This window comes from Saccharothrix sp. BKS2 (genome assembly GCF_047689505.1).
In the GTDB taxonomy this organism is placed as follows: domain Bacteria; phylum Actinomycetota; class Actinomycetes; order Mycobacteriales; family Pseudonocardiaceae; genus Actinosynnema; species Actinosynnema lopnurensis.
In genome coordinates this window covers 226,168-252,176 of the sequence record NZ_JAUQOL010000001.1, presented here as the reverse complement: position 1 = coordinate 252,176, position 26,009 = coordinate 226,168, and the positions used below count along the sequence as shown (strand labels likewise).

At 73.8% G+C, this 26,009-nt stretch carries 20 protein-coding genes; 12 read left to right on the top strand and 8 right to left on the bottom strand.

Annotated features, from left to right (window positions below; genetic code table 11):
* Positions 1-5: 5 nt before the first annotated feature.
* Positions 6-1,811, top strand: a complete 1,806-nt coding sequence (locus Q5530_RS00715; protein ID WP_415359965.1) for a hypothetical protein — start codon at positions 6-8, stop codon at positions 1,809-1,811.
* Positions 1,756-2,166: a hypothetical protein gene (locus Q5530_RS00710; protein WP_415359963.1), complete on the top strand. Its 411-nt coding sequence runs from the start codon at positions 1,756-1,758 to the stop codon at positions 2,164-2,166. Before Q5530_RS00715 ends, Q5530_RS00710 begins: the two co-directional genes overlap by 56 nt.
* On the opposite strand, the gene Q5530_RS00705 is transcribed toward Q5530_RS00710, so the two are convergent.
* Positions 2,163-3,380, bottom strand: coding sequence for an MFS transporter (locus Q5530_RS00705; protein ID WP_415359961.1), 1,218 nt, complete (start codon positions 3,378-3,380; stop codon positions 2,163-2,165). The two genes, Q5530_RS00710 and Q5530_RS00705, sit on opposite strands and share 4 nt — an antisense overlap.
* 135 nt (positions 3,381-3,515) lie before the next feature.
* Positions 3,516-4,556: an acyl-CoA dehydrogenase family protein gene (locus tag Q5530_RS00700; protein WP_415359959.1), complete on the bottom strand. Its 1,041-nt coding sequence runs from the start codon at positions 4,554-4,556 to the stop codon at positions 3,516-3,518.
* A gap of 132 nt (positions 4,557-4,688) precedes the next feature.
* Here Q5530_RS00700 and Q5530_RS00695 point away from each other — a divergent pair, with 132 nt between their 5' ends.
* Together Q5530_RS00695 and Q5530_RS00690 are read left to right on the top strand one after the other, a co-directional pair.
* Positions 4,689-5,777, top strand: a complete 1,089-nt coding sequence (locus tag Q5530_RS00695; RefSeq protein ID WP_415359958.1) for an LLM class flavin-dependent oxidoreductase — start codon at positions 4,689-4,691, stop codon at positions 5,775-5,777.
* Entirely contained in the window at positions 5,774-6,352 is a 579-nt protein-coding gene (locus tag Q5530_RS00690; RefSeq protein ID WP_415359957.1) for an FMN reductase, read from the top strand. The genes Q5530_RS00695 and Q5530_RS00690 overlap by 4 nt, the downstream gene beginning before the upstream one ends.
* A gap of 54 nt (positions 6,353-6,406) precedes the next feature.
* On the opposite strand, the gene Q5530_RS00685 is transcribed toward Q5530_RS00690, so the two are convergent.
* On the bottom strand, positions 6,407-7,549 hold the full coding sequence (locus tag Q5530_RS00685) for an MFS transporter (RefSeq protein WP_415359956.1): 1,143 nt from the start codon (positions 7,547-7,549) through the stop codon (positions 6,407-6,409).
* Positions 7,550-7,842: 293 nt separating this feature from the next.
* On the opposite strand from Q5530_RS00685, the gene hisG reads away from it, so the two are divergent.
* The 3 genes from hisG (at position 7,843) to Q5530_RS00670 (ending at position 10,850) form a co-directional block, all read left to right on the top strand.
* The gene (gene hisG / locus Q5530_RS00680; RefSeq protein WP_380637171.1) at positions 7,843-8,706 is read left to right on the top strand and encodes an ATP phosphoribosyltransferase; all 864 of its coding nucleotides are present in this window, start codon (positions 7,843-7,845) and stop codon (positions 8,704-8,706) included.
* Positions 8,707-9,036: 330 nt separating this feature from the next.
* Entirely contained in the window at positions 9,037-10,011 is a 975-nt protein-coding gene (locus Q5530_RS00675; RefSeq protein WP_415359955.1) for an ATP-binding cassette domain-containing protein, read from the top strand.
* Positions 10,008-10,850, top strand: coding sequence for an ABC transporter permease (locus Q5530_RS00670; RefSeq protein WP_415359953.1), 843 nt, complete (start codon positions 10,008-10,010; stop codon positions 10,848-10,850). The genes Q5530_RS00675 and Q5530_RS00670 overlap by 4 nt, the downstream gene beginning before the upstream one ends.
* Here Q5530_RS00670 and Q5530_RS00665 read toward each other — a convergent pair.
* Entirely contained in the window at positions 10,835-14,080 is a 3,246-nt protein-coding gene (locus tag Q5530_RS00665; protein WP_415359952.1) for an ATP-binding protein, read from the bottom strand. The genes Q5530_RS00670 and Q5530_RS00665 overlap by 16 nt on opposite strands.
* 392 nt (positions 14,081-14,472) lie before the next feature.
* On the opposite strand from Q5530_RS00665, the gene Q5530_RS00660 reads away from it, so the two are divergent.
* The gene (locus Q5530_RS00660) at positions 14,473-16,554 is read left to right on the top strand and encodes a glycosyl hydrolase (RefSeq protein ID WP_415359951.1); all 2,082 of its coding nucleotides are present in this window, start codon (positions 14,473-14,475) and stop codon (positions 16,552-16,554) included.
* Here the strand turns inward: Q5530_RS00660 and Q5530_RS00655 are convergent.
* Together Q5530_RS00655 and Q5530_RS00650 are read right to left on the bottom strand one after the other, a co-directional pair.
* On the bottom strand, positions 16,544-18,658 hold the full coding sequence (locus Q5530_RS00655; RefSeq protein ID WP_415359950.1) for a putative bifunctional diguanylate cyclase/phosphodiesterase: 2,115 nt from the start codon (positions 18,656-18,658) through the stop codon (positions 16,544-16,546). The two genes, Q5530_RS00660 and Q5530_RS00655, sit on opposite strands and share 11 nt — an antisense overlap.
* 1 nt (position 18,659) lies before the next feature.
* Positions 18,660-19,529, bottom strand: coding sequence for an SAM-dependent methyltransferase (locus Q5530_RS00650; RefSeq protein ID WP_415359949.1), 870 nt, complete (start codon positions 19,527-19,529; stop codon positions 18,660-18,662).
* 91 nt (positions 19,530-19,620) lie between these two features.
* Between Q5530_RS00650 and Q5530_RS00645 the strand changes: the two genes are divergently transcribed.
* The 4 genes from Q5530_RS00645 (at position 19,621) to Q5530_RS00630 (ending at position 23,500) form a co-directional block, all read left to right on the top strand.
* The gene (locus Q5530_RS00645) at positions 19,621-21,012 is read left to right on the top strand and encodes a cytochrome P450 (protein WP_415359948.1); all 1,392 of its coding nucleotides are present in this window, start codon (positions 19,621-19,623) and stop codon (positions 21,010-21,012) included.
* Between the two features lie 7 nt (positions 21,013-21,019).
* The gene (locus Q5530_RS00640) at positions 21,020-22,021 is read left to right on the top strand and encodes an alpha/beta hydrolase (protein WP_415359947.1); all 1,002 of its coding nucleotides are present in this window, start codon (positions 21,020-21,022) and stop codon (positions 22,019-22,021) included.
* A gap of 273 nt (positions 22,022-22,294) precedes the next feature.
* Positions 22,295-22,840 (top strand): signal peptidase I, encoded by a 546-nt coding sequence (gene lepB / locus Q5530_RS00635; protein WP_415359945.1) that lies wholly within the window; start codon positions 22,295-22,297, stop codon positions 22,838-22,840.
* A gap of 135 nt (positions 22,841-22,975) precedes the next feature.
* Positions 22,976-23,500, top strand: coding sequence for a hypothetical protein (locus Q5530_RS00630; protein ID WP_415359944.1), 525 nt, complete (start codon positions 22,976-22,978; stop codon positions 23,498-23,500).
* Positions 23,501-23,644: 144 nt separating this feature from the next.
* On the opposite strand, the gene Q5530_RS00625 is transcribed toward Q5530_RS00630, so the two are convergent.
* Positions 23,645-24,523 carry a DUF4082 domain-containing protein gene (locus tag Q5530_RS00625; RefSeq protein ID WP_415359943.1) on the bottom strand — a complete coding sequence of 293 codons (879 nt, stop codon included), beginning with the start codon at positions 24,521-24,523 and terminating at the stop codon, positions 23,645-23,647.
* Between the two features lie 58 nt (positions 24,524-24,581).
* Entirely contained in the window at positions 24,582-25,472 is an 891-nt protein-coding gene (locus tag Q5530_RS00620; protein WP_415359942.1) for an AAA family ATPase, read from the bottom strand.
* Between the last annotated feature and the right edge of the window lie 537 nt (positions 25,473-26,009).

The following is a 26,009-nucleotide window of genomic DNA, read 5'->3' as shown; positions in this document are numbered from 1 at the left end:
TCCGGGTGCACCGCAAGCCGGCCCTGACCTTTTCGGGCGCCCTCACCACCGGCGAGCGCGACGTGCGGGACCACTGCGACGCCCTGTACCGCTCGGAGGTCCCCGCGCCGTCCGCCACGCACGGCTTCCGGGAGAACCTGCCGCGCGTCGGCGACTGGCTGATCGGGATGACCCGGAGGGTGCACGACTTCATCGGCGGGCTGGTTGCCGGGGAGAAGGTCTCCCTGCTGCCCCACCGGGACGTGGCCCACCGGGCCGTCGTCCGCTACGAGTCGCACTACCTGCGGTTGGCCGAGAAGGCTCCGGAGTTCGCGTTCTGGGCCGAGCTGGGGGAGCACGCCGCCACGCGGCACCGCGTCGGCGTCCTCGACGCGGACCTGCGGGCCGCGCTGGACGTCCACGGCCGGGCTCTGTCGCGGATCACGGCCCTGCTCGCCCTGGTGCCCGGTCGCACGGACGTCGGCCGCCACCGAGAAGGGCTGCACCGGGCGAACACGGGCGTGCTCGGCAAGCCGATCGTGCCCAACGACGCCGAGCGGTACGACACCGACATCACGTTCCCCACCACCGAGCGCGCGTTCCTCACCCCGCACTACCGGATCGCGGCGCACGACCGGGAAGCGCGACCCGCCGACGAGAACCGGTGGTCGGAGCGCGAGGTGCGGCAGGACCTGGAGGCGATGCTCGCCGCCCACCTGACCTCCGCCGACGCCACCCGGGCCCCGATGCTGGTCCTCGGCCACCCCGGCGCGGGCAAGTCGATCCTCACCAAGGTGCTCGCGGCCCGGCTGCCTCCCGGGGAGTACACCGTGGTGCGGGTCCCGCTGCGCAACGTCGCCGCCGGTGCGCCGATCATCGACCAGGTCCAGCAGGCCCTGGACGCGGCCACCAACAACCGGGTGAGGTGGCACGAGGTCACCGACGACAGCGCGGACACCGTGCTGGTGGTGCTGCTGGACGGCCTCGACGAACTCCGTCAGCCGCTGCTGCTGCTCATGCTTGCGCTCTACGCGGCCTACCCCGGGTCGCCGAAGCTCGATGCCGGCCGGTCGACCTCGGCGCTGTACGAACCGCCCTGTCCAGTGCGGCGTACGGTGGCCGCCACCGCGATCGTCCGCTGGACGACGAGGTGCTGTTCGCCCTGCTCTCCCACCAGGTCTGGGCAGCCCGCCCTCGATCGTCGAGTTCGCGGCGGAGATCTTCACATCAGCACCGGCGCAGGAGCGGCGGAACATCCGGCACGCTCTGGGAGAACTCCTCCGCTCGTACCGGAGGCGGCGGCGCTCCACCCAGTACGACGGTTACCGGCCGACGCCGCTGGACTTCGTTCGGCAGGCGGCGGTGTACTCGGCGAACCTGACCACCCTGGCGACCTGGTGCGGGGACCCGGTCACCGGTCTCGACCTGGTCGGCCCGTTCGGCGACGACCAGGAGGCGCTGGGGAACTGGCGGTCCACGTTGTTCCTGTGGCGCTCCGGCCTCGACCCCGACAGCTGGCAGGCCCTGCTGTTCTCGCTCAACACCGACGGGACGACCTTGAGGCCGACGCGACCGGCCGTGCCTTCCGGAAAAGCGGGGGTGGACGAGTGCTGGCTGGCCAGGATCGGCGCCGACCCGGTGCACGCCGCACGGGTCCAGCGTGGCACGGCGCTGGTCGACAAGCGCATCTTCCTCGAACGGGGCTCGGGTTGGACCGACCACATGCTGACCTGGATCGTGCCCGTCCTGATGTCGCCGCGGAAGGTGTCGACGTCGTTGGTCGTGGACCCGCCCGGGAACACCTCCACCGAGGACCTCCAGGAGGTGGGTAGGGCGCTGTCGCTGTTGTTGAGGATTCGCGGGAGGACCTTGGGCAAGGAATTCATCCTCCGGGCGGTCAAGAGCCTGACCGAGTACCCGGCTCCCTTCGGGGTCGACATCAGAACCGTGCTGACGGTTGCCCACCTGTACCCGGAGATCCTCTTGGCGGAGCCCCGGTGGCAGAACCGCGCCTTCTACGGGAGCCTGGGACCGGCACTGCACGTCATCGTGGACCGGGCCGAGAGGCGGCTCGGCCCACAGCTGCTCCCGCAGTGGAACGAGGTGCGCGCCCGGCTCTTGAGCGAGAACGTGCCGATGCCCCCGTCGAGCGACACCTTCGCGGACCTCTTCCTCCACTTCGACTAGCCCGCCGCCCGGCGCAGCGTCGGCGTCACCCACGCCAGCGCCACCCCCACCGCCAGCACCGCCGCCCCCGCCGCCAGCCCGGCCCGCGGTCCACCCGCCACCGCCACCCCACCCGCCAGCGCCGCCCCCAGCGGCTGACCGACCCCCCACGACAGCATCCGCGCGGTCGTGTTCACCCGCGACTGCAACTCCGCCGGGCACACCTGCTGCCGGTAGGTGATGGCGTTGAGCACCACCGTCGAGTGCGCCGTACCCCACGCCACCGCCGCGCCGGCCGCCGCCAGCCAGTGCGTGCTCAGCAGCGCCGACACCGCGCACAGCAGCGACACCGGCAACGCGCCCAGCGCCAACCGCGCCCCGCCCCACCGCCGCGACAGCACCGGCACCAGCTTCGACGCGCCCAGCGCGCCCAACCCCCAGCAGCTGAACAGCACGGCCAGCCGCACGTCACCGCTCGGCGCCACCCCCAGCACCCGGTCCGCCCACGGCACCAGCACCGCCACCCACGCCCCGGCCGCGGCCGAGTGCGTGGCGCCCACCAGCGTCAACGTGCGCACGATCGGCTGCCCCCACAGGAACCGCAGGCCCACCCCGATGTCGCGGACCAGCGGCGGGCGGTGCTCCCGGGGCGCGGACAGCGCGCCGGTGATCGCGCGGACCAGCGCCGCCGAGCCCACGGCGGCCACCGCGTGCACCGCGATCAGCCCGGCGGGCGCGGTCACCGCCACCAGCAGGCCCGCCAGCGGCGGCACCGCGAGCTCCGCCAGCGTGGTGCGGCCGTAGAGCTTGGCGTAGGCGTCGGTCAGCGCCTGCTTGCCCACCAGCGACGGCAGCGCGCCGAAGTTGGCCGCGTCGAAGAACACGAACGCGGTCTGCGCGGCGAACGCCACCGCGACCACGTGCGGCGCGGTGAGCGCGTCCAGCCACCACGCCACCGGTACGGTCAGCAGCGCGCCCGCCGTGGCCAGGTCGAGGCCGACCATGAGCCGCTTGCGGTCGACCCGGTCCGCCCACGCGCCCGCGACCAGGCCGAACAGCAGGTAGGGGAGGGCTTCGGCCATCGCCACCGCCGAGGTCCAGCCGGCCGAGCCGGTCAGCCGGTAGACGAGCACGGGCAGGGCGACGACGGACACCAGGCTGCCCGCGACGGACAGCAGTCGGGCGGTGAGGTAGCGGTTGAAGTCGCGCGTCGGCGCTTCGCGGGTGATCGTCACCCGGATATGATAATGAATGCCATGTTCAGATAGTGGCCGGGGCGTGGAATTCGCCCACCCGGACGTCGGCCGCGGGACGTCAGCCGTCAGTCGTCAGTCGTCAGCCGTCGGCCGCCGGACGTCGGAGGTCGGACGTCAGCCGCCGCCCGGCTGTCCGGTGAAGACCTGCGCGTACCGCTCCAGGTTGGCGTTGGGGTGCAGCACGGCGTGCAGGCTCAGCGCGTGCACGTCCCGCCGGACCCGGTGCAGCACCGGGTCCTCGCCCTCCAGCACGTCGACCGCGTCCTTGGCCCGCAGGCACGCCTCGACCAGGTCCTGCCGCACCCACGCCCGCTCCCGGGGCGTCCACGTGCTCCCGGTGAGCACCTTCGCGTCGACCACCGAGGCGGCGCGGTTCGCGTGCAGCTCCGAGTCGTCGGCGAGCACGGTCGCCTCCCGGGTGCGCGGGCCGTCGGTCGCGAGCCGCAGCGCCGCGCGGACCAGGCCGATCGCCGGGCCGCTGACCGTCGCGCACGCGGCCGGCGTGTACGGGGCGCGGAACAGCGCCCGCGCCGCGGCCGGGTCGCCCTCCAGCAGCGGCGACAGCGGCAGGACGCGGTCGGCGGGCACGAACACGTCCCTGGCCAGCGTGGTGACGCCGCCCGTGGCGCGCAGGCCGGTGGTGTGCCAGTCGTCCACCACCTCCAGGTCGGCCACCGGCAGCGCCAGCACCACCGGCTCCCGGTGCGGGGCCAGCAGCGCGGCGTTGGTGGCCCAGTCGCACTGCGGCGCGCCCGTGGTGAACGCCCACCGCCCGTTGACCAGCACGCCGCCGGGCACGGGCGCGGCGGTGGCGGTCGGGCTGAGGATGCCGGTGATCCGCGCGTCCGGCTTGGCGAAGACCTCCTGCCGCACGTGCTCGGGGAACCGACCGGCCACCCACGTGGAGACCGCCCACACCGCCGCCGTCCACGCCGCGGACCCGTCGCCGCGGGCCAGTTCGGCGACCACCCGCAGCACCGCGCCCAGGTCGGCCTCGTGGCCGCCGTGCCCGGCGGGGGCGCGCAGGCGGAACACGCCCGCGTCGGCCATGGCCTCCAGCGCCTCGTCGTGCAGGCGGCGGTGCCGGTCGCCCCAGGCGGCGCGGGCGTGCAGCACCGGCACGATCGCGGCGGCCCGCCGGACGAGCTCGTCCACCGCAGCCTCCCCCGGTTGTCGCGTTGGCCTCCCACCTTGGCGTGGGCCGCGCCACCCGGCAAGCACGGAATAGCGCGGGCTCGGGTACGGTTGAGCAAGTTAGTTGAAAGTGCAACTACTTGAGGAGTGGTCATGCAGTTCGGTGTCTTCACCGTCGGCGACGTGACGCCCGACCCCACCACGGGGCGGACGCCGACCGAGGCCGAGCGCATCAAGGCGATGGTCACGATCGCGCTGAAGGCCGAGGAGGTCGGTCTCGACGTGTTCGCGACCGGCGAGCACCACAACCGCCCGTTCGTGCCGTCCTCGCCGACCACCATGCTCGGCTGGATCGCGGCCCGCACCGAGCGGCTGGTCCTGTCCACCGCCACCACCCTGATCACCACCAACGACCCGGTGAAGATCGCCGAGGACTACGCGATGCTCCAGCACCTGGCCGACGGCCGGGTGGACCTGATGATGGGCCGCGGCAACACCGCGCCCGTCTACCCCTGGTTCGGCAAGGACATCCGCGACGGCATCGACCTCGCCATCGAGAACTACGCGCTGCTGCACCGGCTGTGGCGGGAGGACGTCGTGGACTGGCAGGGCAAGCACCGCACGCCGCTCCAGTCGTTCACCTCGACGCCGCGCCCGCTCGACGACGTGCCGCCGTTCGTCTGGCACGGGTCGATCCGCAGCCCGCAGATCGCCGAGCAGGCCGCCTACTACGGCGACGGCTTCTTCGCCAACCACATCTTCTGGCCCAAGGAGCACTTCCAGCGGCTGATCGCGTTCTACCGGGAGCGCTACGAGCACCACGGGCACGGCGGCGCGCACCAGGCGATCGTCGGCCTGGGCGGTCAGGTGTTCATGCGCCGCAACTCCCAGGACGCGGTGCGCGAGTTCCGGCCGTACTTCGACAACGCGCCGGTGTACGGGCACGGGCCGTCGCTGGAGGAGTTCACCGAGCAGACGCCGCTGACCGTCGGCAGCCCGCAGGAGGTCGTCGAGAAGACCCTGACCTTCCGCGAGCACTTCGGCGACTACCAGCGGCAGCTGTTCCTGATGGACCACGCCGGGCTGCCGCTGAAGACGGTGCTGGAGCAGCTGGACCTGCTGGGCGAGATCGTGCCGACGCTGCGCCGCGAGTTCGCGATCGGCCGGCCCGCCGACGTGCCGGACGCGCCCACCCACGCCTCGCTGGTCGGGGCCCGCTCCGGGAAGGCGGACGCGCGATGACGACGCTGGCGGTCGTGCACGCGGGCCTCGGCTCGCCGTCGTCCAGCGAACTGCTGGCCGGTCGGCTCGCCGGCGTGGTGTCGGCCCGGCTGCCGGGGGCGGAGGTGCGCACGGTGCACCTCCGCGACCTGGCCCGGGACGTGGCCGACAACCTCGTCACCGGGTTCCCGGGGCCGAGGCTGCGCGCGGCGGTGGAGGACGTCGTCGGCGCGGACGGGCTGATCGCGGTGACGCCGACGTTCAACGCGTCCTACAGCGGGCTGTTCAAGTCCTTCGTGGACGTGCTGGAGCCGGGGTCGTTGGTCGGGAAGCCGGTGCTGCTCGGGGCGACCGGCGGGACCGAGCGGCACTCCCTGGTGCTGGACCACGCCCTCCGGCCGCTGTTCGCCTACCTGCGGGCGGTCGTCGTGCCGACCGGGGTGTACGCGGCCTCGTCGGACTGGGGCGCGGAGGGGCTGCCGGCCCGGGTCGAGCGGGCCGGCGGCGAGCTGGCCGACCTGCTGGCCGGACGTCCGGCGGCGGCCGGGCCCGAGGTGGACTTCGTGCCGTTCGACCGGCTGCTGGCCGAGCGGTGAGGTGGCGGTGACGGCCCGTGCCCGGGGTGGCTCGTGCCCTCCCCGCGACTTGCGCTAACGGGCGCGGGCCGCCAGCGGCCACCAGACGGCCAGTTGCAGCACGGCCAGCGCCGCGGCGAACGGCGCGAGCGCCCACGCGCCCAGGCCCTGGGCGAGCGCGCCGGCCAGCCAGGGCAGGGCCGCGCCGCCCACCACCGACCCGGCGTTCACCACGCCGATGGCGGCGGGCGCGAGCCGGTCGCCGGCCAGTCGCGGCACGAGCGCCATCGTGGTCGGGAACACCGGGCCGAGGAAGAAACCCAGCAGCACCAGGCCGACCACCGCCGCGCCGGGCAGCGACCAGGCGGCCGAGGCGGCGGCGACACCGGCCAGGCAGGCGGTCATCAGGCCGGTGTCGGTCAGCCCCACGCGCGCGGCCAGCGGGCTGATCAGGAAGCGGCCCAGGGTCAGCCCCAGCCAGTAGCCGCCGACCGCGTAGCCGGCGAGCTGGTCGGGCAGGCCGCGCGCGTCGACCAGGTGGCTGAACGCCCAGGTGCCGACGCCGAGCTCCAGTCCCACGTAGACGGTCAGCAGGACGGCTGCCGACAGCACCCCGCGCCGCCGCAGCGCGGTCCTGGCCAGGCCGCCCGGGGTGCGTTCCCGGGGCGCGCGCGGCGTCGGCGACCGGGGGTTCGCCACCAGGAAGCCCAGCACCAGCGGCACGCTGACCAGGCCGAGCACCAACCAGACCGCGGGCCACGGCGCGTGCGCCAGGACCCGGGTGGCCAGGACGGGACCCAGCAGGGCGCCGACGCCGAAGAACGCGTGCAGGCGGTTGAGCAGCGAGGTGGCCCCGGGCAGGGCGGCGAGCTGGGCGTTGAGGACCGACTCCAGCAGGCCCGTGGCGCAGCCGACGGCCAGCTGGATCAGGACCAGCACCGCGAACGCGGGGCGCGCGGCCGTGACCAGGGCGGTGAGGGTGTAGAGCGCGCTGCCGGCGACGAGCGCGGCGCGGTAGCCGAACCGCTGGACCAGCGCGCCCGCGGTGGCGCCGGCGACCACGAAACCGGCGGAACCGGTGAAGAAGGTGAGGCCGATGGTGGCGCGGTCCACGCCGTAATCGCGGAGCTGTTCGACCAGCAGCACACCGCCCGCGCCGGTGCCGAGACCGATGAGCGTGAACGCCGAGCAGGCGAGGAGCACCACGGGTCGACGCACGGGCAACCTCCCGTCCAGGTGATCCCGCCAGGGTAGTGGAATACCCTTGCGCGGCTCACGTGATAATGGGAACGGACATTTCCGGTTGGTCGTCCTGTCGTGTTTCGTCGCTTTTCGGGGCGCACCCGGTGAATCGGGCGGACCGGTGCGGAAAGGCGTTCGCGCGGCCTCGCTCACCTGGTGGGAGCCGCGAACGGGTGATCAGGCCACGACACCGGGTGGTTTCCACCCCGTGGGACGGAGGGGTGTGCCCGGGACGGGGATGCGGTGCCCGGTGTGGGAGACTGCGCCCCATGGCTCCTCTTCGCTTCGCCCTGCCCAACAAGGGTTCGTTGAGTGCTCCCGCGGCGCAAATGCTGGCGGAAGCGGGCTACCGGGTGAACAGGTCCGGCCGTGAGCTGATCGTGGCGGACCCGGCAAATGATGTGCAGTTCTTTTTCCTGCGGCCCCGGGACATCGCGGTGTACGTGGGGGAGGGGTCGTTGGACGTCGGCATCACCGGCCGCGACCTGCTGCTGGATTCGACGGTGTCCGCGAAGGAAATCCTGCCGCTGGGCTTCGGGCGGGCGAAGTTCTACTTCGCGTCCAAGCCCGGCACCATCGACGACGCGGCGGGCCTGGCGGGCAAGCGGATCGCGACCAGCTACCCGAACCTGGTCGAGCAGCACCTGGACGACCTGGGCGTGAAGGCGCACCTGGTGCGGCTGGACGGCGCGGTCGAGACGGCCGTGGAGCTGGGCGTGGCCGACGCGATCGCCGACGTGGTGGAGACCGGCATCACGCTGAAGACCTCGGGCCTGGAGACGTTCGGCTCGCCGATCCTCAAGTCGGAGGCGGTGCTGGTCCAGGGCGACACCGTCGCCGACACGCCGGGCTCGGTGCGCGCGGTCGAGATCCTGCACCGGCGGCTCCAGGGCGTCCTCATCGCCCGCCGCTACGTGATCCTCGACTTCGACTGCCCGGCGGAGGCGCAGGAGGAGGCGTTCAAGCTGGTGCCCGGCATCGAGTCGCCCACCGTCTCGCCGCTGGCCCGCGAGGGCTGGGTCGCAGTGCGCTCGCTGGTCCCGCGCGACGACGCCCCGTTCATCATGGACGAACTGTGGCGCGTGGGCGCCCGCGCCATCCTGGTGAGCTCCCTGGACACCTGCCGCATCTGACCCCCGCGAGTCGTACGCTCAGACCCCGCGAGTCGTACGTTCAGGACCCCTGTGTCGTACGTTCAGGACCCCCGAACTCCACGTTCACGCACACTTCGGTGTGTGCGAACGTGGAGTTCGTCGTTCTGAACGCTGAATTCGGGGGTCCTGGACGTACGACTCGCGGGGTCTGGACGTACGACTCGCGGTGCTAGGTCTGGTCTAGCGAGGGGCTCGCGCGGTAGGGGTGGGGGCGTGCGAACAGTTCTTGGTGGGCTGGGCGTCAATTAGGTGGTGTGGCGTGGAAGCGCGCCCCCGGAGAAGAGTTCAGTGACGCCTGGAGAGGACAAGATGAACGCCATCGAAACGTCGGGCCTGGTCAAGGTCTTCGGCGACACCCGCGCGGTGGACGGCGTCGACCTGACCGTGCCCGCCGGGACGGTGTACGGCCTGCTCGGCCCCAACGGGGCGGGCAAGACCACGACGGTCCGGATGTTGGCCACGCTGCTGCGCCCCGACGGCGGTGAGGCGCGGGTGTTCGGCCACGACGTGCGCGCCGACCCCGACGCCGTGCGCTCGCTGGTCAGCCTCACCGGTCAGTACGCCTCGGTCGACGAGGACCTCACCGGCACCGAGAACCTGGTCATGCTCGCGCGGCTGCTCGGCCACGGCCGGCCGCGCGCCAAGAGCCGCGCGGCGCAGCTGCTGGAGGCGTTCGGCCTGACCGAGGCCGCCGGCAAGCAGGTCAAGCACTACTCGGGCGGTATGCGCCGCCGGCTGGACATCGCGGCCAGCATCCTCAACACCCCGAAGCTGCTGTTCCTGGACGAGCCCACCACGGGTCTGGACCCGCGCAGCCGCAACCAGGTGTGGGACATCGTGCGGGCGGTCGTCGCCCACGGCACCACCGTGCTGCTCACCACCCAGTACCTCGACGAGGCCGACCAGCTCGCCTCCCGCATCGCGGTGATCGACCACGGCCGCGTCATCGCCGAGGGCACCAAGGGCGAGCTGAAGGCGTCGGTGGGCGTCGGCGCGGTGCACCTGCGCCTGCGCGACGCCGAGCAGCGCCCGATGGCCCAGCGCGTGCTGGCCGACGTGCTCGACGCGGACGTGCTGCTCGACCCGGACCCGGTCGCGCTGACCGCCCGGCTGACCGACCGCACCACCGAGCAGGCCGCCGAGGCGCTGGCCCGGCTCGCCCGCGAGGGCATCACCGTGGACAACTTCTCCCTGGGGCAGCCCAGCCTGGACGAGGTCTTCCTGGCCCTGACCGACAAGAACAAGAGCAACAACGAGAACGAGGACGAGGAGGCGGCGGCGTGACCGTCACCAAGGAGGCCGAGCTGCTGCCGGCGCCCAGGACCGCGGACCTGGCCGAGGTGCTGCTGGAGACCGAGCGCCCGCCGCGCCCCAGCGCGCTGGCGGTGTCGCTCACGTTCGGCTGGCGCGCCGTGCTCAAGATCAAGCACGTGCCGGAGCAGCTGTTCGACGTGACCGCGTTCCCGATCATGATGATCCTGATGTTCACCTACCTGTTCGGCGGCGCGCTGGCCGGCTCGCCGGCCGAGTACATCCAGTACCTGCTGCCGGGCATCACGGTCACCAGCGTCGTGATGATCACCATGTACACGGGCCTCGCGGTGAACACCGACATCGAGAAGGGCGTGTTCGACCGGTTCCGGACGCTGCCCATCTGGCGGCCCGCGCCGATGGTCGGCTACATCCTGGGCGACCTGCTGCGCTACGTGCTCGCCTCGACCACCATCGTGATCGTCGGCCTCATCCTCGGGTTCCGGCCCGGCGGCGGGTTCGTCGGCGTCGTGCTCGGCGTCGCCGTGCTGGTCGGCTTCTCGTTCGCGTTCTCCTGGATCTGGACCATGTTCGGCCTGCTGATGCGCAGCGAGAAGTCCGTGATGGGCGTGAGCATGCTGGTGCTGTTCCCGCTGACGTTCCTGTCCAACGTCTACGTCATGCCGACCACCATGCCCGGCTGGCTCCAGGCGTTCGTCAACGTCAACCCGATCACCAAGCTCGTCGACGCGGTGCGCGCGCTGATGGCGGGCGAGGTGAACGCCGACGCGATGCTGTGGACGCTCGGCTACGTCGTCGTCCTCACGGCCGTGTTCGGCTCGCTGACCATGAGGCTCTACAACCGGAAGTGAGACCGTCCTGAGTAGACGCACGTCGCCCCGGTCGAGACGGTCTCCCGCAGGTGGGCCGCGAGACCGGGGTGGCGCGCGTCGAGCTTGCGCAGCGCGTCGCGGATCCGGGCGGTGACGGTCTTGCGCGCCCGCTCGACCTCGTCGCCGAGCCTCCTGGTGCGCCCGGCCAACCCGGCCGCGGCGCGCAGCTCCTCCAGCAGGGCCGCCCGCTCCCGGTCGAGCGCGGCGGCCCGCTCGTCGTCGGGCGCCCGGTCGATCTCCTCGTCCAGGAGTGCCAGCCGCCGCCGGTACCGGGCCTTGGCCTCGTCGTCGAGCACCGGGTCGCTGCCGAGCCGCGCGAACGCCACCGCCCCCGGCGCCAGCAGCGTCATCGCGGGCACCGGCTCGCCGGGACTGCTCAGCAGCACGTGCAGGTCCCGCAGGCCCTTCGAGTCCGGCACCCGCACCGTCACCCCGCCGAACGTCAGCGACCACACCTCGCCGTCGCGGCGGAACTCGTCGGCCGGGTCGGTGTCGGCGCGCCGGGCCAGGGTCGGCACGACCGCCGGGGCTCTGCCGGACCGCACGCGCGCCACCGCCGCGAGGTGGCGGTCCGCCAGCGCCGCCCACGGCCGGGCCCGCAGCCGCTCGGCCGACCGCCGCGCCGCGGTCAGCTCCGCCTCGGCTTCGTCGCACCGGCCCAGCACCAGGTCCACCACGCCCAGCCACAGGTCCACCGGGCCGCTGATGTCGCACCCGTACAGCGACACCAGCCACTTGCCGCGGTGCGGCGCCAGCAGCCCGCGCACCCGCCCGGCGAGTTCGCGGTCACCCGCGGCGGCCGCGAACTGGGCCAGGAACCGCAGCCGCAGCGGTTCGAACGCCGGCCGGTACCGCTCGTCCGGCACCGGCACGTCCAGGTGCGCGCGGGCCGACTCGACGTCGCCGCGCTCCAGCGCCGTGAGGCCGAGCAGCAGCCCGACGGCCGGGTGCGTGCTCGCCGCGAGCTCCTCCGCCAACTGCTCCAGCTCGGCGAACCGGCCCTGCGGCAGCAGCAGCGCCCACCGCAGGTGCAGGTACACCATGGAGAACGCGGCGTGCACCCGCGCGCCCAGGTCGGCCGCCCTGCTCAGCAGCGCCTCGGCCTCGGCGTACCGGCCGTGCAGGGTGCAGATGATCGACTGGTCGGCGGCGGCGGAGAAGCCGAACCTGGTGGTGCCCAACCGCTCCGCCAGGGCCACGAACGAGTGCAGCTGGTCCAGGTAGCGCGGGTCGCCCAGCTCCACGAGCGCCACCCAGCGCATCGCGGCCGCGAACTGCTCGGTGTCGTGGTCGCCGCTGCGGCGCGCCACGGTGATCAGCTCGTCGGTCAGCTCCAGCCGCCGCTCGGCGTCGGCGATGCCGGCGGAGGTGTCGTGCGCGGCCCACAGGCCCGAGGTGAGCGCGGCGTCGTCGGCCGCGACCTCCATGGCGCGCAGGCCCATCCGGCGGGCCAGCTCCTCCACCGGCACGTCCGGCGGCGGCCCGATGAACCGGCCGTACGCCTCGCGCAGCAGCCGCCCGCCGGGGCCCTCCTGGTCGCTGAACCGGAAGCAGGCCAGCGCCACGCGGACCAGGGGCTCGGGGTCGGCCAGCGACCGGGCGAGGGCGGCCGCCTCGTCGAAGACGAGGTGCGCGGTGGTGTGGTCGGAGGAGTGGCACAGCTCGTGGCCGAGTTCGACGGCCACCGCGATCCGCCGCAGCGGCCCCCGCGCCCGTTCCATGGCCCGCCGGTAGTGGCCCACCGCCTCCTCGACCGCGAGCCTGCTGCCCGCGTCCCGGGCCGCCGCCACGATGACGGCCACCACGCGGTCGGCGGGGAGCCGGTCACCCGCCAGGTAGGCGTGCCGGGCCAGGTCGGCGGGCAGCACCCGGTGGGCGGGCAGTACCCGGTGGGTGGGTCGGGTTGGATCGCCGGGCCGGGAGAGGGGGGTGGATCGGGTTGGATCGCCGGGCCCGGCCAGGTTGGTGGGCCGGGTCGGCTCGCCGGGTGGGCTCAGGTCGGTGGGGCGGGTCGGCTCGGCAGGTCGGCTCAGGTCGCCGGGCCGGGGCGGATCAGCGGGTCGGGTCAGGTCGGTGTGCCGGGGTAAGTCGGTGGGCAGCGACCGGGCGGCGAGGTCGCCCTCCAGCGCCCGGACCACGGCGGCGTGCCGCTCGTCCGCGTCGGGCAGCGCGTCGTACAGCGCCTCGCGCACCAGGTCGTGGGCGAAGGCGAACCGGCCGCCGCCCAGCCCGTGCACCAGCCGCGCCCGCACGGCCTGCTCCAGCAGCCGGTCCACCTCGGGGACGGGGCGGGCCGCGGTCGCGGCGAGCACCCGCCGGTCGAACTCGCGGCCCAGCACGGCCGCCGACGCCAGCAGTTCGCCCAGCGGGCCGGGCAGCAGCGACAGCCGCCGCCGCACCGCGTCCCGCACGCCCGGCGCGACCGCGGTCACCGGGCCCCCGCCGTGCCAGAGCCGGGCGGTCTGCTCGACGAAGAACGGGTTGCCGCCGGTGCGCCGGTGCACCTCGGCGACCAGGTCCGGGTCCGGCTCCCGGCCCGCCGTGCGGGTCATCAGCTCACCGACCCCGGCGGGGTCGAGGCCGGTCAGCGCGAGGGTGGCGGCGCGGCCGAGCAGCGGCGTGAGCAGCGGCCGCACCGGGTGCTCCGCAGCGGTGACCCCGGCGTCGGCCCCGGCGTCCACCTCCGCGTCCACCTCGGCGTCGCGGTAGGTGCCGATGAGCAGCAGCCGCTCGAACCAGGTGTGCCGGGCGGCGAACTCCAGCAGCCGCAACGACGCCGGGTCGGCCCAGTGCAGGTCCTCCAGCACGACCACCACCGGCCGGTGGTGCGACACCGCGACCAGCGCCGTGGTCACCGCGTCGTAGAGCGGGAAGCCCTCCGGCGGCTGCTCGCCCGGCGCCTCCCCGAGCAGCACGGCCAGGAGGCCCTGGTCGACCGCCGCCCACTCCTCGTCGGTGGCGGCCCGGCGCAGCGCCCGCACCACCTGCACCCAGGGCCAGTAACCGGGCGCGCTGTCGGAGTCCCAGCAGGACCCGGCGAGCACGAGCGCGCCCAGCCGACGCGCCTGCTCGGCCGCGCCGGTCACCAGGGTGGTCTTGCCGATCCCGGGTTCGCCGGTGACCAGCACCAGCCCGCCGTGGCTGCGGGTGGCGCGGTCGACCTCGGCGCGCAGCACCCCGGCTGGGTGATCCCGTCCGATGAGTCGCATGGCAGGGAAAACTTAGCCCACCGGACCGACAGGAATCCGGCGATCAGGTCACGCCGGGTCGAAAGATTCGCTCAACTGTGCGAATGCCGAGTTCGGCGTGGCGGTTGGCGTGGTCGGCGCCGCCGGGTCGCCGGCCGCCGGTTCGCGGCCCGCGTGGTGGCACGCCGGGGCCGGTCGCGGCGCGAGCACCGCCACCGCGCGGGGCGGGTCGCGGTCCGGCGGGGTGTCCCGGTGTTCGGGGAGGGACGGCGCCGCTCGGCGGAATCCGGTTCCGCGCGCGCGAACAGCCCTTTGTCGAACACCTCCCGCCCCCTATGCTCCCTGGGAGCGCTCCCAGAAAAGTGGGGGCGAGACCGGCGCCCCTGCCAACGGCGGTGAAGGGACATGACGACGTGAGGTTGTTGCTGCTCGTCTCGCTGATAGCGGCCACCCTGCTGACCCCCGGCACGGCCGGGGCCCAACCGGGCCCGTGGCTCGAAGCCGAGGCCGGCGCGCTGTCCGGGACGGTGGTCGAGTCGGGCGTCGAGGGCTTCTCCGGCACCGGCTACGTCGCCGGGTTCGACGAGCCCGCCGACACCCTGACCATCACCATCCCCGACAGCCCCGGCGGCCTGCACGACCTCACCGTCCGCTACGCCACCCCGTACGGGCCCAAGAACGCCGCCCTGTCGCTCAACGGCACCGCGATCGGCGAGGTCCCGCTGCCGGAGAGCGCCTCCTTCACCGAGGCCACCGGCTCCAAGCTGCTGCTGGCCGAGGGCGACAACACCCTCACCTTCGGCACCGGCTGGGGCTGGTACCTGGTCGACGCGATCAGCGTGACCCCGAGCGCGCCGCCCGAGCCCGGCCTCCACGAGGCCGAGGACGGCGAGCTGAACGGCACCGTCGTGGAGAGCGCGGTTCCCGGCTTCTCCGGCCGCGGCTACGTGGCGGGCTTCGACACGGGCACCGACAGCGTCACCATCACCATCCCGGACAGCCCCGGCGGCCTGCACGACCTCACCATCCGCTACGCCACCCCGTACGGCGCGAAGACGGCCTCCCTGTCGCTCAACGGCAGCGGCCTGGGCGACGTCCAGTTCCCGGCGAACCCGACGTTCACCACCATCAGCGCGGGCAAGGTGCTGCTGGTCGAGGGCGACAACACGGTCACCATCACGAACAACTGGGGCTGGTACCTGATCGACGCGATCAAGGTGACCCCCAGCGCGCCCCGCGGTCCGCACCGGGTCACCGGCGCGCTCACCGACCCGGCCGCCACCCCGGAGGCCAAGGGCCTCATGCGGTACCTGGCCGCCAACTACGGCCGGACCATCCTCTCCGGCCAGCAGGACCAGGCGAGCATCGACTGGGTCGAGCAGAACACCGGCGAGGTGCCCGCCGTCGGCGGCTACGACCTGATGGACTACTCGCCCAGCCGGGTCGAGCGCGGCACGGTCGGCCGCGACGTCGACCACGCCATCGCCCACGACCGGCGCGGCGGCGTGGTCACCATGGCCTGGCACTGGAACGCGCCCAGCGGGCTCATCGACCAGCCGGGCAAGGAGTGGTGGCGCGGCTTCTACACCGACGCGACCACGTTCGACGTGGCCGCCGCCCTGGCCGACCCGTCCTCCGCGGACCACCGGCTGCTGATCCGCGACATGGACGCCATCGCCGTGCAGCTCAAGCGCCTGGCGGACGCGGAGGTGCCGGTGCTGTGGCGCCCGCTGCACGAGGCCGAGGGCGGCTGGTTCTGGTGGGGCGCCAAGGGTCCGGAGGCCGCCAAGGAGCTGTACCGGCTGCTGCACCAGCGCCTGGTCGGCCACCACGGGCTGCACAACCTGATCTGGGTGTGGAACTCCGTGGCGCCCGAGTGGTACCCCGGTGACGACGTCGTGGACGTCGTCAGCATGGACTCCTACCCGCCGCAGGGCGACCACGGCCCGGTGATCGGCCCGTACGAGCGGCTGGTGGAGCTCGGCCAGGACCGCAGGCTCGTCGCCCTGGGCGAGGTCGGCTCCATCCCGGACCCCGACCTGCTGGCCGCCTACGAGGCCCGCTGGAGCTGGTTCGTCACCTGGAGCGGGTCGTTCATCCAGGACGGCGTGGTCAACCCGCTGGACTTCGTGCGCCGCGTCTACGCCCACGAGCGCGTGATCACCCTGGACGAGCTGCCCGACTTCAAGACCACGCCCGGCCAGTGCACCGCGACCCTGCGCGTGGTCGCCAGGTGGGGGCGCGGGTTCCACGCCGAGGTCACCGTCCGCCACCCGGAGAACTCGCCGTCCGCCGGCTGGCGGGTGAGCTGGCAGCTCGGCGAGGGCCAGCGGATCGACAGCCAGTGGAGCTCGAAGATCACCACCAGCGGCTCGACCGCGACGGCCGTGAACCTGCCGTGGAACGCCGGGATCGCGCCCGGCGGCAGCACCACGTTCGGGTTCCTGGCCACCGGCTCCCCGACAGCGCCTGCCCTGACTTGCGCTATCGGGTGATGTCGTCCGGTGGACCGGCGGGGGCGAACAGGGGACCGGACGCGGTGTCCGCACCCACCTCCCGCCACCACCGGGCTTGCTCGGGGGTCGCGACGCCGGTGGCCATGAGGCCGATGCCGGCGTCGCGCACCACCGCCAGCACGCCCGCCAACGCGCGGGCCACCGGGGTGCCCGGCTCGGCCGCCGGCGTCTGACCCAGCCGCACCGCCCGCACCGGCAGGCCCTCCAGCACGCGCAGCAGGTCCTCGGGCGCGCCGGTGAACTCCTCCAGCTCGACGCCCACCCCGCCCTCGGCCAGCACCTCCAGGTTGTCCGCCGCCTCGCCGCGCCCGGAGAACAGCACCCGGCCGGTCACGCCCAGCCGCAGCGACGAGGGCGCCAGGCCCGTGTCCCGCAGCGCTTCGCGCACCAGGCCGACCAGCTCCGGGTCGGCCGCCTGGCTCGGCGACAGCGCCCAGCGCACCGGCACCTCCCGGCCCAGCCCCGCCCGCCACGCCGCCGCCTGCCCGCACGCCACCCGCAGCACCCACGCGCCCAGCGGCGCGGCCAGGCCGGTGTCCTCGGCCAGCGCCACGCACTGCTCGTGCGGCAGCTCGCCCAGCGTCGGGTGGTCCCAGCGCAGCAGGGCCTCGGCGGACTCCACCGACCCGTCGGCCAGCCGCACCACCGGCCGGTACCGCACCAGCAGCTCCTCCTGCTCCCACGCGCCGGACATGGTCGCGGCCAGGCTGAACGTGCGCCGGTCCCGGCCGTCCTGCTCCGGGTCGGCCAGCTCCCACTGCCGGGCGCCGCCGCACTTGGCGCGCCGCAGCGTCAGGTCCGCCGAGTCCAGCAGGTCCAGCGGCGACGAGTCGGGCGGCGGGCGGTGCACCACGCCGATGGTCGCCGACACCGCGACCCGGTGGCCGTGCGAGGTGAACGGCGCGGACAGCACGTCGTTGATCCGCCGCACCAGGGTCACCACGTCCGGCGTGGCCGGCCCGTTCTCCACCAGCACGGCGAACTCGTCGTGGCCGAACCGGGAGACCATCGCGCTCTCGCCCGCGACCACCGCCTCCAGCCTGCCCGCCACGACCTTGAGCACGTGGTCGCCGACCTCGCGGCCCAGCCCGCCGGTGAAGCGGGAGAAGCCGTCCAGGTCCAGGTGGAACACGCTGACCCCGGTGCGCGGGTCGGCGGTGCGCAGGGCCTGCTCCAGCCGGCTGGTGAAGAACTGCCGGTTGGGCAGCCTGGTCAGCACGTCGTGCAGCGCCTGGTGGTTGAGCTGCCCCTGGAGCAGGTTGACGTCGGTGGCGTCCTCGGCCAGCACGACCACGTGCGGCGGCGCCTCGGCCCGGTGCAGCGGCGAGAGCGTGAGCATCACCCACGCCGGCTCGCCGTCCGCGCGCAGCAGCCGGCACGGCTGCGTGACGGCCCGCGCCCCGTCGCCCCGCGCCGCCTCGCCCGCCAGCCCGACGATGTCGGCCCGCAGCCCCGCCCGCTCGTCGGGGTGCGCCAGGTCGAACAGGGACAGGCCGACCAGCTCGTCGGTCGGCCGGTCCAGGATGCGGGCCAGCGCGTCGTTCGAGCGCACCAGCACGCCGTCCGGCTCGACGGTCGCGATGCCGGTGGACGAGTGCGTCTCCATCAGGTCGACCCGCGCCCGGCTCAGCCGCAGCTCCACCTGGGCCTCGCGCATCGCCTTGTAGAGCGAGCGGCCCAGCTGCTCCTGCTGCTCCATCGTGGCCTGCCGGATGCGCTCGACGAACGACGCCGACAGCGCGGCGATCACGTCCACCACGCGGTTGCGCAGCCGGTCCGGTGGCACGAGCGAGGACATGCCGAGCAGGCCCTTGCTGACCACCTCGATCGAGATCTGGAGCCCCTCGGGGGTGGTGCAGTTCAGGCCCACCAGCGCCTCGCCGACCTCCCGGCCGGCGTGCTGCGCCAGGGACTCGACCACGACCCCGGAGCACAGCCGGTCCACCAGGCCCAGCAGCCGCCTCTCCAGCTCGGCGGTCGACATCGGCACGAACGTCTTCGAGCTGAGCAGGTACGCCCACTTCTTGGCCAGCTTCGAGCGGGCCCGCAGGGCGTCCGCGTCCAGCGGCAACGGCACGGTCACGTCAGCCGCCGCCGACCGGTTTGCGGCCCACTCCGACCCAGACCTGCGTGTTGTCCTCGGCCCTGTTCGCCACGTCGCCCGCGCCCGAGGGCCGCCACAGCGCGCACCCGACCACGCCCGGCTCGACCAGCTCGTAGCCGGCGAACAACCCGGTGACCTCCTCGTGCGTGCGGTAGACCAGGTTGTCCCGCGACCGGCTCTCCCGGACCTGCTCGGCCGCGCGGCGCATGGTGCCGGGGCGGCCGTCGGCGGTGGCGTGCGAGACGACCAGGTAGCTGCCCGGCACCAACCGGTCGCGGTAGCGGGCCAGCAGCCCGACCGGGTCGTCCTCCGGGGTCATGAAGTGCACGACCAGCAGCAGCAGCAGGGCGACCGGCTCGTCGAAGTCGAGCAGCTCGGTGACCTCCGGTCTGGCCAGCAGGTCGTCGGGCTCGCGCAGGTCGGCCTGCACGGCGGTGGAGTTCGGGTCGTCGGCCAGCAGCAGCCCGCTGTGCGCGACGGCGACCGGGTCCTTGTCGACGTAGACCACCCGGCACCGCGGGTCCAGGTCGCGGGCGACCTCGTGCACGTTGCCCACGGTCGGGATGCCCGAGCCGATGTCGAGGAACTGCCGGACCCCCTGTTCCACCAGATGGGTGACAGCACGACGGAGGAACGCCCGGTTCAGCCGAACGAGGTCGCGGGTGCCGGGCAGCGCCGCGACGACCTTCTCCGCCATCGCGCGGTCGACGGCCAGGTTGTGCGCGCCGCCGAGCAGGTAGTCGTAGGTGCGGGCGATGCTGGGCACGGTCGTGTCGATGCCTTCGGGGACCCAATCGAGGTCGCTCACGGCGCACTCCGCACTTTTACGCTGGGCATGGGGTTGATCCATGACATCCAACCGCCTGTGGGCCGCCGGCACCAGGGGAGGCAACAACTTAACTCGAATGCGCGATCCCGTGGGCGTCCGAACGGTGCATAGAGTGCTCACCGTCAATGCTCGGCTGGAGGAGGAGCGGCGCGCGATGACCGCCAGCCCGAAAACCGGCGACGCCGGAAAACGCGAGGTACCGGGCCGATTACCGGTACTGGGGCACACCGCGGCCCTGTTGCGACAAAGGCTCGCGTTTACCGCGCGGCTGTCGGAGTACGGGCCCGTCGTGCGGGTCTACCTGGGAGGACTGCCCCTGCACGTGGTCACCACGGCCGAATTGGCGGATCGGGTGCTGGTCGACGAGGTGTTCGAGAAGGGCATCTTCGTGGACAAACTCCGGCGCGCCTTCGGCGACGGCCTGGTGAGCACGAACGGCGATTTCCACCGCCGGCAGCGCCGGATGATCCAACCCGCCTTCCACCGCCGGTTCCTGGTGCGCTATTCGGAAACCATGACCCACCTGGCCGGTGAACTCGCGAATTCCTGGCGGGATGGACTCCCGGTGCACGTGGACCGGGCGATGCAGGACCTCGCGATCTCGGTGGTCGGCCGAACCCTGTTCTCGACGGATTTCGACGCGCGGATCAGCGCGGAGGTCCGGGAGCACACCCCGACGCTCATCCGGCTCGGCGTGGTCCGGGCGCTGTCCCCGGCGGTGCTGGAGCGGCTGCCGATCCGGGCCAACCGGCGGTTCGACGAGGCGGTCTCGCACGTGCACCGCGTGGTGGACGAGGTGATCGGCTCCTCCCGCGGCGACCGCGACGACCTGCTGTCGGTGCTGCTCTCCGCGCGCGACGGGGACACCGACGAGCCGATGGGCGCGCAACAGGTGCGCGACCACGTGGTCACCCTGCTCACCGCGGGCAGCGAGACCACCGGCCTCGCGCTGTCCTGGCTGTTCCACGAGCTGGCCCGGCACCCGGAGGTGGCCGAGCGGCTGCACGCCGAGGTGGACCGGGTGCTCGACGGCCGGCCGGCGACGATCGACGACCTGCGCTCGCTGCCGTACACCCGGCGCGTCGTGGACGAGGTGCTGCGGGTGTACCCGCTGTGGCTGATGCTGCGGCGCACCGCCGGCGCCGTCCGGCTGGGCGACGTGGAGCTGCCCGCGGGCGCCGAGGTCGGGTTCAGCCCGCACGCCCTGCACCACGACCCGCGCTACCACGACCGGCCGGGGGAGTTCGACCCGGACCGGTGGCTGCCCGAGCGCGCCGCGACCGTGCCCAAGGGGGCCTACGTGCCCTTCGCGGGCGGCCTGCACCACTGCCCCGGCCACGCGTTCGCGCAGATGGAGATCGCGCTCGTGGCCGCCACCATCGCCGCCCGCTGGCGGCTCGTCCCCGTGCCGGGAAAACCGGTGCGGCCCAAGGTGATCGGCCTGCTGTACCCCAACCGGCTGCCGATGACCGCCCAGTCCCGTTCCCGATCACGATGGAGGTAGGTCCTCCTTGCGGTACTCACTCGCCGTCGGCCTGGTCGCCCTGCTGGTGGCGTCGTCCCTGACGCCCGCCTCGGCCGCGACCGGTCCGGCGGCCTGCCGCGACGTCGACGCGCCGGTGACCGCGCTCGGCAAGCGCGAGGTCGTGCGCGGCACCCTCTGCACCCCGGCCGGGGCGGCGACCGTCCAGCTGCTGATCCCCGGCGCCACCTACAACAGCTCCTACTGGGACTTCCCCGACGGCGCGCACTCGTTCCGGGTGGCGCAGAACGAGGCCGGTTTCGCCACGTTCACCATCGACCGCCTCGGCACCGGCCGCAGCTCCAAGCCCCTGGCGGTGACGCTGACCGCGTTCACCCAGGCCGACGTGGTGCACCAGGTGGTGGGTGGCCTGCGGACCGGCGCGTACGGGCCGAGGTTCGACCGGGTGATCGTCGGCGGCCACTCGCTCGGCGCGGCGATCGCCGTCATCGAGGCCGGCACCTACCGGGACGTGGACGGCGTGCTGGTGACCGGCATGACGCACCGGGTGAACCCGCCGGGGGTGGTGGGCGCGTTCGCGAACTTCCGGCCCGCCAACCTGGACCCGAAGTTCGGCCTGCTCCACCCGCTGGGCTACCTGACCACGGCGCCCGGGACCCGGTACGCGAGCTTCCACGCGCCCGGTCCCCTGGTGCGGCGGGTGGCGGAGCTGGAGGAGTCGCTCAAGGACGTGTTCTCGCCGACCGAGGCGGTGGACGGGCTCGGGGTGGCGGTGCTGCTGCCGTACAGCCGGTTGATCACGGTGCCGGTGCTGTCGGTGGTGGGGAGCCGGGACAGCGCGGTGTGCGGTCCGCCGGCCACCGACTGCTCGTCGGCGGAGGCGGTGCTGGCGGCCGAGGCGCCGTACTACACGGCGCCGCTGCGGACCTTCGTGCTGGCGGGGTACGGCCATTCGATCAACCTGGCGCCGAACGCGCGGGAGTACTACTCGGCGGTGGCCGGGTGGGCGCTCGACGAGGTGGGCCGCTGAGGTGGGCCGCTGAGGTGGGCCGCTGAGGTGGGCTGGCTGAGGTGAGCCGCCTGAGGTGAGCCGCCGAGGTGGACTGCTGAGTGGCGGTGCGGGGTCCTCCGCGCTTGAGGACCTCCGCACCGCCCCCGCGTCGCTTTGCTCCCGTACCGCCGTCCAGCCCACCGCCATACCCCATTAGTGCGGACTCGGCCCGCCGTGAGTTACCCTGCGTGAACTTCGGGTCTCCGCAAGGCCGGCCCGTGCGGCGGTCGGGGTCGGCGGGAGGGGCATCGGGTGCGCGGACGGACCGTGGCCGCGCTGTTCGGTGGCGGGGTGTCGCTCTTCCTGGTGGTGGCGCTGGCGGCGGTGGTCCTGTCGACCCCCGTGTCGGGCGACGGGATGCACCCGACCCTGCGGTCCGGGAACCGGGTGCTCTCCTTCGGCGGCACTCCGGAACGCCTCGATCTGATCGCTCTCCGCACACGCGGCAACACCACCGCGGTGCGGCGGGTCCTCGGGCTGCCGGGCGACGAGGTGCGCATCACCGGCGGCGAGATCCGCGTGCGCCCGGCGTCGGGGGAGTGGCTGGCGATGTCCCCCGGCGGCGACCCCGGCGTGTGCTGCGCGGCCGACGGCCGGGGCGGGATCGACGCGGTCGCGGTGGTGCCGCCCGGCAGCTTCTTCGTGCTCGGCGACAACCCGACGATGTCCACCGACTCCCGCGAGTACGGCTTCGTGCCCGCCGGGGACGTGACCGGGGTGGTGTGGCGGCGCACCTGGCCGCTGCCGGAGTTCGGCGACGTCGACCCGCCCGCGCTGACGGCGGTCGCCGGCCCGTGAGGCGCAGCCGCCGCTGACGAGTACCCGGGCAGGTGGTTTGGCGCAATTCCGGACAGGTGCTGGGAAACCGGGGGGACGACGGAGCGCCACGGGCCGGCCGGCCCGTGGCCACCCCCCCCAGCACCGGAGGGCACGATGACCACCCGCACCGCCGCGGCCGCCGTTCTCGCCTGCGCCGCCCTGCTGACCTCACCGGCCGCGCCGACCGCGTTCGCCGACGCGCCGGACGCGCTCCAGGCGTGCGGCGCGTACACCGAGGACCGTTCGACGTCCCGGGAGGAAGCCCTCGCCAGGACGCGGACCTGGTTGGAGGCGCACGTGCCCTACAGCCAACGGGCCTGCCACGAGAACGAGCACGGCAGCTACCGCACCGACTGCTCCGGGTTCGTCTCGCTGGCCTGGGGCCTGGACCGCTCGCGCCCGACCAGCGGGCTCGGTGAGGTCAGCCGCGAGATCCCGCGTGAGGAGCTGATGCCGGGCGACGCGCTCAACAGCCCGGGTCACGTGGCCCTGTTCGTCCGGTGGGAGGACGGGGCGAGGACGCGGCCGGTCGTGCGGGAGCACACCGGTCCCGATGGCGAGCCGGTGGTCGAGCGCGCGTGGTCGCCGGAGACGGCCGCCCGGTACACGCCGATCCGGTACGACCGGATCGTTGGCTGACCGCGCGACGGGGTGAGCCGGGCCCGAATGGTCTGCGGACAAGGCAAGAGCGGGGCAGGGGTGGAGCGGGCAAGAGCGGGGCAGGGGTGGAGCGGGCGGCGTGGTGCTCCCGCCGCCCGCCCTGCCCGGCATCGGACCTCGCGCTCAGCCCCGGAACTCGGGCTGCACCCAGTAGGTGCTGTCGTGCCAGCTGTCGGTCGGGAAGCCGCCGCCGACGCCGTAGCGGTAGACGCCCGCCCCGTGCGTGCCGTTGTGCGGCGCGGTGAACGGGGCCCGCACCGCCGTGCCGGTGAAGTAGTTCTCGGAGGTCGAGTAGCCGCCCAGCGGCGTGTAGTACGAGACCACGTAGTCGTGACCCGGCTCGACCGGTACCGGGGTCGGGAAGTCGATCTCGGCCATCCGGCCGGGGTGGTCCCACGTGCGCTCGGCCAGCAGCTCGCCGTCCTCCGACCACATCCGCAGGGCGATCGGCCCCCGGTGCGCGCCGCGCAGCAGGGACGCGCCCAGCACCTGGCCCGGCCGGTCGACCCGCACCCGCACGCCCACCTCGACCGGGAGGGTGTCGGCGTCGTCGACCTCCGGGGCGTGGTGCGAGATGAACTCGCACCGGATCGAGCAGTTCAGCGGCTGCGGCACGGTCGCCCCGCCCACGTGCACGGTCACCGCCGGACCGGTCGGGCCGGGGCCCGCCGCGGTCACGGCCCGCGCGGCGATGGTGACTTCGCCGGCGACCTCCGGCGTGTGGGTGTGCCGCCAGTCGGTGCGGGACCACGACAGCACGCGGATCAGCTCGGTGGTCACCCACGTCTCGCCACCGTCGAAGGTCAGCTCGGTGGCGATGATCTCCTGCGGGTTGGCGCTGAACGAGCTGCCCGTGACCAGCAGCGGCACGCCGACCTCGACGCCCGACTGGGTCGTCGGGGTGAAGACGGTGGCCGACGGCGCGTCCTGCGCGTGCGCCGGGCCGGTCAGGAGCAGGGTGCCGGCGGCGATCGCCGCGAGCAGCTTCGGTAAGCGGGACACGCGTTCTCCTCGGTGTAGCGGGGATCTTTGGACGAGATCGTCCGGAACCCGCTCTCCGCTACGCCCCCACCGCCGCCAGCACCCCGAGCAGCGCGCTTCCGGGCGACTCCACGGCCGAGTCGACGACCGGGTGGGGTTCGTCCCAGCTCTCCCACAGGGCCTTGACGCGCAGCACGTGCTCCCAGGACACGGTCTCGTGCCAGCCGGGGATGCCCCGCGCCCGACCCTCGACCCGACCGCGGTGGACCTCCTCGTCGGAGCAGACGCACTCGACGCCGACGAACACGCCGCCCAACCGCTCGGTGACCGAACGCAACCGGTCGCGCGCCTCCCGGCGGTGCCCGGTCGCGTCCACGACGACGTCCAGGCCCAGCTGGAGCTGGCGGGCCGACGACGCGATCAGGTTCGTCTCCGCCAGCGGTCCCGTGTTGTCCAGCCGCAGCGCGCCGAACGGGACGAGCGCGCCGAGCTGCCAGTCCATCGAGAACACCGGCGCCCGCAGCCGCCACGCCAGCGCCTCGGCCAGGGTGCTCTTGCCGGTGCCGGGCACGCCGGCCAGCAGCACCGCCCTGGGCGGTCGCGCGGCGTCCGCGCGGGGCACCGGCCGCAGCGCCCCGTACCGCGCCTGCGCGTGGTCGGCCATCAGCCCCTGGAGCTCCCCGCGCACGTGCTCCAGCCCGGAGCCGGTCGCCCGCGCCCACCCGAGCACCAGGTGCTCCGGCCGCACGAGCACGTCGCCGAGCCGGTCGGCCTCCAGCGACGCCGCGGCCAGCAGGTCGGCCCGCGCCACCGCGCCGGGGAGCAGGTCGGCCCCCAACCGGTCCAGCAGCTCCGCGGCGATCCCGTCGGCGCCGGACAGGGCACCCGCCAGGGCGCCGGCCAGGTCCCGGACCACCCCGTCGATCCCGACGGCGGCTTCGGCGGAGGGGTGCAGCGGGAGGTCGTCCACCGGGGGAGGGTAGCGGGACGGGTCGACCGGGCACCGGATCGCCCGCGAGGACCGCGCGATCCGGGATGAAGTCCACTGTGGACGGGGGCGGGAGTCTGCCGGTCCCCGCCCCCGGTCGGGACGCGACCGGTCTGTCCGGCGGGCTCCAGGTCGCTCCAGCGCGGCCGCCGGGTGGTCAGGTCGAAGCCCTGCCCGGTCGCGTGGACGCGGATGTGGTCGGCGCCGTGCGAGGACTGGTCGAGCAGGTTCAGCCGGAAGCTGCTCGGCCGGTTGACGGCGGGCCGGCGGCCCGGGGTGTCGAGCGGGCGGTGCCGGAGAAGGGGCGGTCCCGGCCGCACCGGGGGGAGGGCGGCTCGGGACCGGGGCAGCCCCCGGCCGCGCTGGGGGGAGGTTGCGGCCGGGGGCGGGTTGAGAGGTCGGCGCGGCGGTCGCCTCTCGGCGAGTGGCACTGCGCGGCTCCAGCTGAACGGTATTCCGCGAAGGCCCATTAGGTGAGGCCCGGGGGACACGGACCGCACCGACCACTCGTAATAACGG

What these genes read in the sequence shown, in the direction of transcription:
- Q5530_RS00630 (WP_415359944.1), top strand. Translation starts at nt 22,976, where the DNA reads ATGACCACCCGCACCGCCGCGGCCGCCGTTCTCGCCTGCGCCGCCCTG.
- Q5530_RS00665 (WP_415359952.1), bottom strand. Translation starts at nt 14,080, where the DNA reads ATGCGACTCATCGGACGGGATCACCCAGCCGGGGTGCTGCGCGCCGAG.
- Q5530_RS00690 (WP_415359957.1), top strand. Translation starts at nt 5,774, where the DNA reads ATGACGACGCTGGCGGTCGTGCACGCGGGCCTCGGCTCGCCGTCGTCC.
- Q5530_RS00695 (WP_415359958.1), top strand. Translation starts at nt 4,689, where the DNA reads ATGCAGTTCGGTGTCTTCACCGTCGGCGACGTGACGCCCGACCCCACC.
- hisG (WP_380637171.1), top strand. Translation starts at nt 7,843, where the DNA reads ATGGCTCCTCTTCGCTTCGCCCTGCCCAACAAGGGTTCGTTGAGTGCT.
- Q5530_RS00650 (WP_415359949.1), bottom strand. Translation starts at nt 19,529, where the DNA reads ATGGATCAACCCCATGCCCAGCGTAAAAGTGCGGAGTGCGCCGTGAGC.
- Q5530_RS00675 (WP_415359955.1), top strand. Translation starts at nt 9,037, where the DNA reads ATGAACGCCATCGAAACGTCGGGCCTGGTCAAGGTCTTCGGCGACACC.